The sequence below is a fragment of the Dehalococcoidia bacterium genome (genome assembly GCA_025054935.1).
Taxonomy (GTDB): Bacteria; Chloroflexota; Dehalococcoidia; order SpSt-223; family SpSt-223; genus JANWZD01.
In genome coordinates this window covers 23,151-35,225 of the sequence record JANWZD010000005.1, presented here as the reverse complement: position 1 = coordinate 35,225, position 12,075 = coordinate 23,151, and the positions used below count along the sequence as shown (strand labels likewise).

The following is a 12,075-nucleotide window of genomic DNA, read 5'->3' as shown; positions in this document are numbered from 1 at the left end:
CTGCGCAGGGTCTCCCACTGCCGGTGCGTGATCCGAACGACGAAATGATGCTCGCGGCTGCGCTGGACGGCAACGCGGACTATCTCGTGACTGGCGACCCGCGGCTTGGCGGCCTGTCGATCGTGACCGTCGTGGAGTTTCTGGCGCAGATCGAGGTGACGGACGCGCTGGCGCGCCGCCAGCACGCCGGCGCACCTCGCCGAGCGAGCAGGAGCAGGCGCTCCCATCGACTAGACTCCGATGCTGCGGTGAATGCTCGGCTGCCGATCTCGCTCGATGCCCTCGTCCTGACGGCGCTCGTGCTCACGCGGGCGCGCGTCGATACGTTTGCCAACGCGATCGTTCCGCGCCCGGCAGAGCTGGTGCGCCAGATCCCCGTCGTTGGGGCGCTGCTGCCGGACCGGGCGTTCGCGCTCCTCGTCGATTGGCTCGCCGACCCGCTCTCGCAGCTTGTGCTGGCGACCACGTTTGGCCTCCTTGGGCTGTATCTCGTCGTCGATGTCCTTGAGACGTGGCCGGGCGCGCGCGTCCGCTGGACCTATCCGGCGAAGGTCACGCTGCTGGTTGCGATCTGCTTGGTCTCGGTGGTTGCCAATACCGGCATGGTGATGGCGCTGCGCCAGCTTTCGACGCCGGCGCAGTTTGCCCACGACGGCGGGGTGCTGATGAGCGATCTTGCCGTCCGCTGGCTGCTGGAGGGGACGAACGTCTATCAGCAGGACTGGCGCACGACCTGGGTCGTCGAGGCGTATCCGAGCGGTCCGGGGCTGAGCCACTACCCCTATCTGCCCTTCGCCTTTGTGCCTGCCGTCCCGCTCTATCTTCTGACGACGACGCTCTGGGGCTGGTATGACCACCGCCTGCTCTACGTGATCGCCTATCTGGCGATGCTCGCGGCGACCCCCTGGATCGCGCCGACGCGAAGCGGCCGGCTGGCTTTGGCGGCGATCTTTGCGCTCAACCCGATCCTCGCTAACGACCTAATCTACGGCTATAACGACATCCTCCTGCTGGCGCTCGTTGCGCTGGCGCTCGCTGCCTACCGAACCGGCCGCGTCACCCTCGGCGGCGTGGCGATCGGGCTGGCGACGGCGACGAAGGGGACGATCTGGCCGCTGCTTCCCTTCCTCGCGCTCTACCTCTGGCGCGGGCAGCGGCTGACGCTCCGTCTGCGCTTGGCGCGGCCGCTGCTGCCGATCGCGCTCAGCGCGCTCCTGTTTGTTCTCCCCTTCGCTCTCTGGGACGCGCGAGCGCTGTTCGAAGACACCGTGCTCTACAACGCGGGCGCGCCGCTGCCGGATGGCCTGCCGATCAAAGGATGGGGTGCGGCGGCCTATGTCGTCGCGCTCGGCGGGGTGGACGACCTGTTTGCGCCGTTTCCCTTCGGCCTGCTCGCGCTTCTCGTCGCCGGCCCCTTGTTGGTCGCCCTGCTCATTCGCCAATGGAAGCGCAATACGCTCGCCGCCGCCTTCGCCCACTTCGGGGTCTTCTCGATTGTCTTCCTCTACTTCTCGCGGACGATGAATCCGAACTACCTCGGCTTCGCGCTCGCGATGCTGGCGATCGGCTATTTCGCGGCCGAGGAGGATGCGCCATCCCTCTCCCAGGGCGCCGCTGGGCAGGAACCGACGGCCGCCGGCGCTGCTCCGTGACGCGCTGTCCTGTCTGCGGCGGCGACCGCTTTGCGGTGCGGGTGCGGACGCCGCGCTTGACTGTGGTGCGCTGTCGCCGCTGCGGGCTCCACCTCAACGCGCTGCCGCCGGCAGCGGAAGGCGGCGACTACTACGCTGCGCTCGACCTCGACGACTACCTCGCCTATTACGAGCCGTTTCGGCTGCGCGTCTTTCGCGAGAACTGGCGCTGGATCGCGGCGCGGCGGCCGACGGGGACGGCGCTCGACATTGGGGCATCGTTCGGCTGGTTTCTCCGCGCTGCGCCTCCGGGCTGGCGCGTGCGGGGGCTGGAGCCGGCAGCAGAGGTCGCGGCGCGAGGCCGGGCGCAGGGGCTGGATATCCGCGTCGGCGGGATCGACGCGCTCGAGGCGGACCCCGAGCGCTACGACCTGATCACCCTCTGGAATGTTTTTGAGCATCTCCCCGCGCCGCGGCGCGTCCTGCGGCTGATCCATCGCCGTCTTGGGCTGGGCGGCCTCCTCGCGCTCTCCGTCCCCAACCGCGACGGCCTCTACAACCGGCTCGCCTACGCTGCCTACGACCTCTCCGGCGGTCGGGTCGTCGGTCCGCTCTTCACCCTCTTCCAAGTGAACAACCCGGCGCCGCACCTGTTTCACTACGCTCCGCGCGACCTGCGGCGGCTGCTGCGCGCTGCCGGGTTCGAGGTGCTGGCAATCGTGCCGCAGCCGATCGTTGACGTGCGGCGGCTAGCGCTGCGGGCGAAGCTGGAGCCGGGGCGCAGCGTGGCCTCTTCCCGTGCCGGGCGGGCGCTGATGATCGCCGTGGAGTGGCTGTCGCGCCTACTGCGGCTGCCGGACGAGATCGCCGTCTATGCCCAAGCGAGGTACACTCGCGCCGCCCTGCATGAGGAGTGACGACGATGGGCATCCGCGAGTGGCTCGATCGCATCAAGGACACCTTCGACCCAACGGCCGAGATCGGATATCGCGACTGGCCGCCTCAAGTACGAGAACGTTGAGGAGTACGTCGACGGAATTCACCTCCGCCATGTCGAACTGTTCGGCGAGGAAGCGCCGACCCGCCAGGGATGGTATGACTACGTCTACCAGCACCTTGAAGCGGATATGCGCAACGTCTGAGCGCGGCGAGACGCCGCGCCTCGACCTGCGCCTGCCCTCTGCTTCGTCATCCGTGCTGGGGGAGCGAGGCATCGGTCGGCCATCCTCCTCCGCCGAGAGGACGGCGTTGCCCGCTTATCGCTCGCTGGGGGCGCGTTCCGTCCGGCCTTCAAGGGCGGCGTCGGCGGCGAGGTAGATATCGCGCAGGGCGGCAAGGGTGTCGGGGTTCGGCTGCTCCCAAAGGCCGCGCTGGACCGCTTCGAGCAGCCGCTCGGCGATGCCGTGGAGCGCCCAGGGGTTGGCCCGCTCGAGGAAGGCGCGGGTCTCGCGGTCGAGCAGGTAGGCGGCCGTCAGCCGCTCGTACATCCAGTCGTCAATGACATTGGCGGTGGCGTCGTAGCCGAAGAGATAGTCGACGGTGGCGGCGAGTTCGAGCGCGCCCTTGAAGCCGTGCTGCTCCATGGCGCGGATCCATTTCGGGTTGACCACTCGGCTGCGGAAGACCCGCTTTGCCTCTTCTTTGAGATCGCGGACGCGCGCTCGCGTCGGGTCGTGGCTGTCGCCGAAATACGCTTTCGGCTGGGTGCCGCTCAGCGCCCGGATAGCCGCCACCATCCCGCCGTGCCACTGGAAGTAGTCGTCGGCGTCGAAGATGTCGGTCTCGCGGTTGTCCTGATTGATGACGGCAACTTGGACGCCGGCGAGGGCGCGCCGCAGCTCGTCGCGCGCGTCGAGCCCATAGGAGTTGGCGGTGTAGGCGTAGCCGCCCCATTCGATGTAGACCGCGGCGAGGTCGTCGTCGGTCGCCCAGTTGCGCGACTCGATAAGCGGGAGCAGCCCCGCGCCGTAGGCCGCGGGCTTGGGGCCGAAGATGCGGAAACGCGCCGGCTCGAGCGGCTCGCCGGCAGCTTGGCGGCGCGCTTCCTCGGCGAGAATGTGCTTGCGGACATAATTCTGATCGAGGGGCTCATCGAGGCTGGCGACGAGGGCGATCGCGTCGTCGATCAGGCTGATGAGGTGGGGGAAAGCGTCGCGGAAGAAGCCGGAGATGCGCAGCACGACATCGATGCGCGGCCGGCCGAGCTCTTCGAGCGGGATCGGGTCGACCCCGATCAGGCGGCGGTTCTCGGCCTGCCAGCGCGGCCGGACGCCGAGGAGCGCGAAGACTTGGGCGATGTCGTCGCCGTGGGTGCGCATGGCGGTCGTGCCCCAGACCGAGATGCCGACCTGCTCCGGATAGCTGCCGGTCTCGGCGCGGTAGCGATCGATCAGTTCGTTGGCGAGCCGTTCGCCGACCTGCCAAGCGGCGACGCTCGGCAGCGTGCGCGGGTCGACGGCGTAGAAGTTGCGGCCGGTCGGCAGAACGTGGGCCATTCCGCGCGAGGGGGCGCCGCTTGGCCCCGGGGGGATATAGCGGCCGTCGAGCGCGCGCAGGACGTTAGCGACCTCATCCTCGGTGCGGCGCAGCTTGGGGATCAGCTCGTCGCAGACAAAGCGAAGCACCGCCGTCACCTCGGGCGGGGCGCCGTTGCCGAGGGTCTCGGCGATGACCGCGGGGATGGCCGCCGCCTGCCAGTCGGCGGCGGCGAGGGCGCGCAGGAGGTCGAGGACGCGGGCGTCGATCGCCGCGATGGCGTCGGAGGCGGCCGCTGGCGCGCCGGCGCGGGCGCGCGCCAGCCGTTTGCCGGGCGCTTCGAGGAGCTCCTCAAGGCGGTAGCCGAGAGCACTCGCGACCGCGGCGCGCAGGCTCGGCACCTCGAGGTTCGGCAGGCGGACGAGATGGGCGACGAGGTCGATCAGCTGCTCGCCCTCAGGAACGCGGCCGAGAATGTGCAGCCCGCCGCGGATCTGGGCGCCGGTCAGCTCGCAGAGATAGCCGTCGATGTTCTCGATCAGGTGGGCGAAGTCCTTGGCGCGCATCTCGGTTAGGCTGACAGGGGTGCCCTCTTCAGTGACCGTCGGTTCCCATTCATGAACGTGGCCGGCGCTGTCGTAGTTCAGGATCGTCTGCACATCCGAATCGAGCTTCGCTTTCTGGATCAGCTGCCAGATCTGGTGTTGGAGGAGCGGCAGCTTGGCGGGGTCGGTGGTTTCGACTTGGTAGTACTCGTCGACGAGCTGGGCGAGCTCAGCCAGCTCGCCGTAGGCGCCGGCGTCGGTGAGCGGCGGCGGCAGGTGGTCGATAATGACGGCGTGGGCGCGACGCTTCGCTTGGGTTCCTTCGCCCGGGTCGTTGATGATGAACGGATAGACGAGCGGGAGGTCGTCGAGGAAGGCATCCGGGAAGCAGGCGTCGCTCAGGCCGATGCCTTTGCCTGGAAGCCATTCGAGGGTGCCGTGCTTGCCGACATGGACGATGGCGTCGGCGCCAAAGCTGTCGCGCAGCCAGCGGTAGAAAGCGTGGTAGTAATGCGGCGGCGGCAGATCAGGGATGTGGTAGATCGCGCTGGGGTCGATGCCGTAGCCGCGCGAGGGCTGGAGGGCGATGAAGACGTTGCCGAACTGGAGGCCGGGCACGCCGATGCCGTCGCCGGCGAGATAGGCCTCGCCCGGCGGCGGTCCCCAGCGCTCGGTCATCTGGCGCCGGCTCCGCTCCGGCAGGTCGGCGAGCCAGGCGCGATACTGGTCGGCGGGAACCTGCTCGGCGACGCGGGCGAGCTGATCGGGCGAGAACAGTTCGCTGTCGTAGGCGCAGCGGTCGATCAGCTCGTGCATCAGCTGGTCCGGGTCGTCGGGAACGCCCTCAACGCAATAACCGGCGGCGCGCATTGCCTGCAGGATTGCAAGGAGGGAGGCGCCGGCATCGAGGCCGACGGCGTTGCCGACCTTGACCGCCTTCTGAGTCGAGTTGGTGAGGACGAAGGCGATGCGCTTCTCGGCGTTCGGTTTCCGGCGGAGCGCGGCAAGACGGAGCGCGAGGCCGGCGACGCGCTCGACGCGGTCGGGGACAGCGACATAGCGGAAGACCTCGCTCCCGTCTAGCGCCTCCTTGAACGAGATGGGCGCGCCGATGATGCGGCCGTCGAACTCGGGGAGGGCGACATTCATCGCCACGTCGAGCGGCGTCAGGCCGCGGGTGGAGGCCTCCCAGGCGTCGCGCGTCATGCCGGCAGTGATGGCTTGGACGATCGGCACATCGAGCCGCTCGAGGGGCTCGACCGCCCAGGTCGAGAGCGTCGGCCCGCTCGGGTTGACGCTGCCCATCGCGAAGCTCATCGTCACGATGAGGGCGTCGACGAGCGGCGCGCCGTCGGCAACAAGGTGGCCGAAGGCGAGTGGCTGCCCCTGCTCGTCGAGCTCCTTGAGCGAGTAGGCGTAGACGGCGATCACGCCGGCACCTCGGCGCTCGAGGGCGGCAATCAGCGCATCGATCGGGTCGAGATTGCCGGCGAGGAGATGCGCCCGGTAGAAGAGGATGCCGATGGTCGGCTGGCCGGGCTCGGGCGAGGAGCGATGGTAGATGCCCGAGCGCGGCTCTTCGGTGGGAGCCTGGTAGCCGAAACCGGTGAAGAGGAGATGGTCGGCGAGAAAGCGCAGCAGGTGCTCGATGTTGCGAGGACCGCCGTACCGGAGATAGGAGAACACGTGGTGGACGACGTCCGGCGGGACGGTCGAGGCGGCCGTCAGCTCGGCGTCGGGCTCATCGGGGCCGGGGACGGCGATGAAATGGATGCCTTGGCGCTCGCAGAGGCGGCGCAGGCGGTCGAAGCCGTGGAGGAAGCTCGGCCGTCCGCCGTGGAGACGGAGGACGACGACCCCGGCGCCCGGAAGCTCGGCGGCAGCGAAGGCGTCGACGTCGGCCGCTGTGCGGAGAACGCGAAGATTGACCGCGCGCAGCGGCGGGAAGTCGCGGGGGAGGCGCGGGCGGGCCTTCTCGATCAGGAGGATATCGGTGTCGGCGTGAGTGAGGACGAGGATGCCCGGCTGAACGGTCGGAACGCGGCGCACCTCCGGCAGGTCGCCGTGGGCGCGGGCGCGCGCCAGCTCCCAGTCGTAGGCTTGGAAGGCGTAGTCGACGAGCGCGGGCGGCGGCGGCAGCCAGGCGTTGGCGGCGAGCATCGCGTCGAGGTAGTCGAAGATGGCGACGACCTGCTTCTCGCTCGAGATCGAGTGGAACCAGGTGGCGCGGCCGTCGAAGATGACGAGCACCACGTTGGCGAGCGGACAGGGACCGAGGCAGCCGGACTCGGTGAGGTGGACGCGAAAGCGCATCCGCCGGCGTTCCCATTCCCGCTGGTAGACGGCGAGCGGGACGGCGGCGTAGCCGTCTTGGACACGGCCGCAGCAGCAGCCCCACATGCAGACGAAGACCTGGCCGGTCTTCGGCGCAATGTTCAGCTGCTTGCCATCGGCGCGGATGACGAGGTTGCGGGCGATCGGCGTCAGCGGCTGTTCAGTCATGGCTGGGCGTCCAAGTGAGAATGGCGATCGATCCGATGCTCGGGCGCATCAGGCCGTCAGCGGCGGGATGGAAGATCTCGCGCGCGACGGCGCGGGCGGCGGCGAGCTCGTCGCGGTCGGGCGCCGCCCAGTCGATGAGCGCCTGAGCGGCGCTGTCAAGGTCGGGGTAGCACTCGCGCACGGGGACCGTCACGATCTCGATAGCGGGGTCGTAGCCGGCGGCCCAGAGCGCGGCGGCGAGATGGATGTAGTCGACGCCGGGCTGGTAGCGGCCGGGGCGGATGCGGTTGCGGGCATGCTGCTTCCAAGCGGGGGCGCGGCCGACGCTCCAGACGACGATCACGCGCTCGCCCGCGAGCGCGTTCAGCCGGGCGATCACCGGTTCAATGTCAGCGATGCGATAGAGCGAGTTGGCAGCGAGGACGATGTCGTGGACGGGGAGGTCGGCGTCCTCGATCCGCCCCTCGATGAGGCGGATGCGATCCTCCGTTGCCGGCAGCTTGCGCCGAAAGACGGCAAGCATCGCGGGGGAGTAATCGAGCGCAGTCACCCAGTTGCCGGCGGCCGCAATCGGCAGAGCGAAGCTGCCCGTGCCGCAGCCGAGGTCGAGGACGCGCTTGCCGCGGCCGATCCGGGCAAGGACGCGCTCGACGACGGCAGGAACGCGGCAGGCGAGCGACTCGCAGTCATACCGTTCGGCGACCGTCTCCCAGAAGGCGAGGTCGACTGCCGCATCGAGGCGGCTGGTCCGGTCGGTGGAGGCCGCTTGGAGCGCCCGCCACGTCGCGAAAGGGTCGAGCACGGCGTCTTAGAAGCGCTCAGGGAAATCGGCGAAGGTGACCGCGGCGAAATCAGCGGGGTAGAGCGCGCGGGCGATATCTTCGATGCCGCGCACTTGGTAGTGCGAGAGGACCGACACCCGGTTCGTCAGGACTGAAAAAACGCGGCCGTTCTTGACGGCGGGCACCTCGGCGAGAGCGGGCTGCTCGCGCACCTGACGCGCGACGTCGCCCGTGGCGGTATCAGCCGTGATGATCACGTCCGGGGCGATGGCGACGATCGACTCCAGCCCGACTTGTTTGTCGCCTTGGATGCCGGCCTCGGCGGCGGCATTGCGGCCGCCGGCGCGCTGGAGGAGGACGCTGCGGAGCGCGCCGTCACCGGCGACGAAGTAGGCGGCGCTGGTGATGAAGAGGACACGCGGCCGTGCCGTCTCCGGCTTCGTTCTGACCACCGCATCGACCCGGGCCAGCCGCTCCTGGAGGGTGGTCACCATGCGCTCGGCGGCGGCGTCTTCGCCGACAACGCGGCCGAGCCAGCGGATCTGCTCAGGAAGGTTGTCGACTGTCTCCCGGAAGGGCGGGATGAGGACGGTGACGCCGGCAGCGCGCAGGCGGTCGAGCAGATCTTGGCGGGTGGTGGTGCTGGCGATGATCAGGTCGGCTTCGGTGGCGATGATCGCCTCCGGGTCGCGGCTGACGCGGCGCGGAACGCGCGAGGCGACAGCGACGGAGTTGGACAGCGACGGGTCGACGGCGAAGGTCGAGACGGCGGCGAAGCGCTCAGGGCCGGCGAGAGCGAGCAGGATCTCCTCGTAGCCGAGGGAGAGGGCATGAATGCGCTCAGGGCGCCGCTCAATGACGGCAGGACCGGTGAGCGTGTCGATCTGGCGGGGCCAGCCTGCGTCGGGCGCGGCGGTCTGAACGGCCGGCGCGCCGGGCTGAGCAGCCGGCGGGGGCGAGGCGCAGGAAGCGAGAAGGAGCAGGGGAAGAACGAGAAAAGCAAGGGGTCGGGGCATGCCATCTCCTTTCCGCGAAGGCTGGCGAGTTCCGCTCCCGGGCAGGTCTCCTGGCTTCCGGCTCCAAGCGCCGCGCTGGATCGCCTTCCCATCCCGCTGGGGACAGTGGCGTCACCGAGGTGAAGCTCCAGCCGACTCACCGGTTACAGTTGCGGGACAGCGCCGGATTTGCACCGGCTTCCCTCTTCGGCCCGCGCGCGCGGGCAACCCGTGAGCCTATTCAATTGCGCGCGAATCATATCAGCGGCGGCGCACGCCGTCCATCGCGCTGAGCGGCGGCAGAGGGCGCGAGGCGGAAGCGGACCGCGCGCTGTCCCTGCGGCGCGGTCGAGAGTGCTCGCGCCAAACGGCTTGGCCGCGGGATCCTGCCCGGCCCTTGCTGCCGGCCGAGCGCGTCGCCCTCCAAAAGCGCGCTGTCGGCAAGAACCGCGCTCCGACCCTTGGGATGCGGAAGGAACTGCCGCACGCGGGCCGAACGGCACTTTCATCGCGGAGGGCAGCGCAGCGAAACTGGCGTATAACTGTTGCGGGCGGCATCCATCCGCAGCGCGCGCCCTGCTCGCGGCGGCCGGTCTCCGAGCGCGGAACGGTTGGGCGACGGCGCGGGAGGCTGAGCGCGTTCTCGTATGGCGAGCCCGAACGGCGCTTCTGACGAAGAGCGCAATGGTGTCGTACGGGCGGCGCGGCCCGCCCAGGCGAGGCGTTTGTCGCCTTCGGGCGGGGCGAGTTTGTCTGCGCGGCGGCCATCGGTCAGGAGGCATCTCCGCGCGCAGCCGACCGCTAGGACCTGCGGTGGTCTCTGGCCGGTACGTGCGCCGAGGCTGCTGAGCAGCCAGATGAGCCGGAGGCGGCCGCACGGCTGTCGAGCGCGGAAGAGGAGGGCTGTCAACCTGCAGCGAAGAGAGGAGCAGCAGCATGACACTTCGCTATGTTCTGCATCAGAACGGCCTGAAGATGAGCGAGGCCGAGAAGGAGCGATTTATCCGCCACTTTGATGGGCTTGAGGCCCGGCTGCGCCATTTTCCTGAGCCGATCGTGGAGGCGAGCGTGACTGAGCATCCGGCGCAGCGCCGCGTCGAGTTGAATCTCCGGGTGAGTCTCGGGCCGCTCGGCGGGCATCTGGTCAGCCATCAGTCGGCGGAGACCCTCGACAAGGCGACCCGTCTCGCGGTGAGCGATGTCGAGCGCCAACTCGAGCGACGCCTCGCGAAGCAGCGCGGCGAGCCGACATTTGGTCAGCCGAGCCGCCGCGAACCGCGGTCGCTGCGGCCGCACCCGCCGGGCCGCCGCGACGAGGCCGAAGAGCTCGAAGAGGAGGAGAAGGGCTAGTTCGGGCAGTGACGGCATTCCCCGCTGAACTCGGCCTCGACGCGGCGGGGAATGCCGAGCGCTGGCGCGACGATATGGAGGACTTGGGCGGGACGCGAGCCGCTCCGGAAAACGGTGACGCCCTTGCAGCGCAGCTGCCAAGCGAGGCGAAAGACTGCTGCGACGTCGTCGATGGTCGCTTCGGCGGGCAGATTGACGGTCTTCGAAACGCCGTTGTCGGTGAAGCGCTGAAAGGCGGCCTGCACGCGGACATGCCATTCCGGCGGGATATCGAGCGCTGTCGCGAACCGGCGCCGAATCGGCTCGGGGATCTCCTCGAACTGCTGGATCGAGCCGGTCTCTGCGGCGCGGGCGATTAGGGACGCCACTGGCAGGCGGGCGGCTTCGAGCGCTTGGACGAAGAGGGGATGCACCTCCTCCAATTCTGCGCCGTCGAGAGCAGTTCGCGCGTAGACGAGCGCGAAGATCGGCTCGATGCCGCTGGAGGTCCCCGCCAAGATGCTCAGGGTACCGGTCGGCGCGATCGTCGTCAGGGTGGCATTGCGGATAACAGGAATGCCGCGCGCCGGCCAGATGCTCTCGGCGCAGGCAGGAAAGGGGCCTCGCCGGCGTCCGAGGGCGATGGACTCGTCGCGCGCTACCGCTTGGATCCGCGCCATCAGCGTGCCAGCAAGGGCGACTGCCTCGGGTGAGGCGTAGGGCACTCCAAGGGCGCAGAGGAGGTCGGCGAATCCCATCACGCCGAGCCCGATCTTGCGCGTGGCGTGCGCGCGCGCCTCGATCTCGGGAAGCGGAAAGCGCGAGGCGTCGATCAGGTCATCGAGCGCGCGCACGCCGAGCCGGGTCAACTGGTCAAGCCGCTCCCAGTCGATGGTGCCGTTGACGACGAGCCGAGCGAGGTTGATCGACCCGAGGATGCAGGCTTCATAGGGCAGGAGCGGCGCTTCTCCGCAGGGATTGGTCGCCTCGAGCGGGCCGAGCGCCGGCGTCGGATTGTGGCGGTTGATCTCATCGATGAAGAGCAAACCGGGGTCGCCGGTCCGCCACGCTGCGGCGCAGAGCGCGTCCCACAGTTCGCGCGCTGGGATCTTCCCGGTCGGCTGGCCGGTTCGCGGGTTCACGAGCGGCCACTGTTCAGCGCGTGTCAGCGCGTCCGCGAACGAATCGGGCAGCGCGACCGAGAGATTGAAGTTCGTCAGCGCGCCGGGGAGCTCCTTGGCGGTGACGAAGTCAAGAATGTCGGGGTGGTCGGCGCGCAGAACCGCCATGTTGGCGCCGCGCCGGCGCCCGCCGAGCTTGATCACCTCGGTCGCGACGTCGAAGACACGCAGGAACGAGACCGGCCCTGAGGCGATGCCGCCGGTCTCCCGCACCGGGTCGCCCTTCGGGCGGAGGCGCGAAAAGGAGAACCCCGTGCCTCCGCCCGTTTGCTGGATGATCGCCATCTCGCGCAGGGCGCCGAAAATGGACGGGATGCTGTCGTCGACGGGGAGCACGAAGCAGGCCGCGAGCTGGCCGAGGGGAGTGCCGGCGTTCATCAGAGCGGGCGAATTCGGCAGAAAGAGCGCGTTCGCCATCGCCTCAAACACCTGCTCTTCGAACTGCGCCGCGGCGGCGCCCTCGTAGGCGCGGTCGGCCTCGGCGATCGTGCGCGCGACGCGCCGAAACATCGCTTCGGGGGTCTCGACGACATGGCCCTCGGTGTCCTTTTGGAGATAGCGCGCTTCGAGGATCAGCCGAGCGTTGGGGCTGAACGTGAGCGGAGGCTGCGCTTCTCGACGGTCCGCCGACATCG

At 69.1% G+C, this 12,075-nt stretch carries 7 protein-coding genes and 1 riboswitch; of the genes, 3 read left to right on the top strand and 4 right to left on the bottom strand.

Annotated features, from left to right (window positions below):
- The first annotated feature begins 23 nt into the window (after positions 1-23).
- A complete protein-coding gene (locus NZ773_07470) occupies positions 24-1,652 on the top strand; it encodes a glycosyltransferase 87 family protein (protein ID MCS6801765.1) in 1,629 nt (542 codons plus the stop codon).
- Complete coding sequence (locus tag NZ773_07465) at positions 1,649-2,548, top strand: class I SAM-dependent methyltransferase (protein MCS6801764.1); 900 nt, start codon at positions 1,649-1,651, stop codon at positions 2,546-2,548. Before NZ773_07470 ends, NZ773_07465 begins: the two co-directional genes overlap by 4 nt.
- A 339-nt stretch (positions 2,549-2,887) precedes the next feature.
- On the opposite strand, the gene cobN is transcribed toward NZ773_07465, so the two are convergent.
- The 3 genes from cobN to NZ773_07450 are packed head-to-tail and all read right to left on the bottom strand — an operon-like array spanning position 2,888 to position 8,951.
- Positions 2,888-7,153, bottom strand: a complete 4,266-nt coding sequence (gene cobN / locus NZ773_07460) for a cobaltochelatase subunit CobN (protein MCS6801763.1) — start codon at positions 7,151-7,153, stop codon at positions 2,888-2,890.
- Positions 7,146-7,955 (bottom strand): methyltransferase domain-containing protein, encoded by an 810-nt coding sequence (locus tag NZ773_07455; GenBank protein ID MCS6801762.1) that lies wholly within the window; start codon positions 7,953-7,955, stop codon positions 7,146-7,148. The genes cobN and NZ773_07455 overlap by 8 nt, the downstream gene beginning before the upstream one ends.
- Before the next feature lie 6 nt (positions 7,956-7,961).
- The gene (locus NZ773_07450) at positions 7,962-8,951 is read right to left on the bottom strand and encodes an ABC transporter substrate-binding protein (protein MCS6801761.1); all 990 of its coding nucleotides are present in this window, start codon (positions 8,949-8,951) and stop codon (positions 7,962-7,964) included.
- A gap of 22 nt (positions 8,952-8,973) precedes the next feature.
- A riboswitch (cobalamin riboswitch) is annotated at positions 8,974-9,178 on the bottom strand.
- A gap of 688 nt (positions 9,179-9,866) precedes the next feature.
- On the opposite strand from NZ773_07450, the gene NZ773_07445 reads away from it, so the two are divergent.
- Positions 9,867-10,280 (top strand): HPF/RaiA family ribosome-associated protein, encoded by a 414-nt coding sequence (locus tag NZ773_07445; protein MCS6801760.1) that lies wholly within the window; start codon positions 9,867-9,869, stop codon positions 10,278-10,280.
- On the opposite strand, the gene NZ773_07440 is transcribed toward NZ773_07445, so the two are convergent.
- Positions 10,277-12,073 carry an adenosylcobalamin-dependent ribonucleoside-diphosphate reductase gene (locus tag NZ773_07440; protein MCS6801759.1) on the bottom strand — a complete coding sequence of 599 codons (1,797 nt, stop codon included), beginning with the start codon at positions 12,071-12,073 and terminating at the stop codon, positions 10,277-10,279. The genes NZ773_07445 and NZ773_07440 overlap by 4 nt on opposite strands.
- Positions 12,074-12,075 lie beyond the last annotated feature (2 nt).

Coding starts and splice junctions, on each gene's coding strand:
- cobN (MCS6801763.1), bottom strand. CDS start 7,153: ATGACTGAACAGCCGCTGACGCCGATCGCCCGCAACCTCGTCATCCGC.
- NZ773_07450 (MCS6801761.1), bottom strand. CDS start 8,951: ATGCCCCGACCCCTTGCTTTTCTCGTTCTTCCCCTGCTCCTTCTCGCT.
- NZ773_07445 (MCS6801760.1), top strand. CDS start 9,867: ATGACACTTCGCTATGTTCTGCATCAGAACGGCCTGAAGATGAGCGAG.
- NZ773_07440 (MCS6801759.1), bottom strand. CDS start 12,073: ATGTCGGCGGACCGTCGAGAAGCGCAGCCTCCGCTCACGTTCAGCCCC.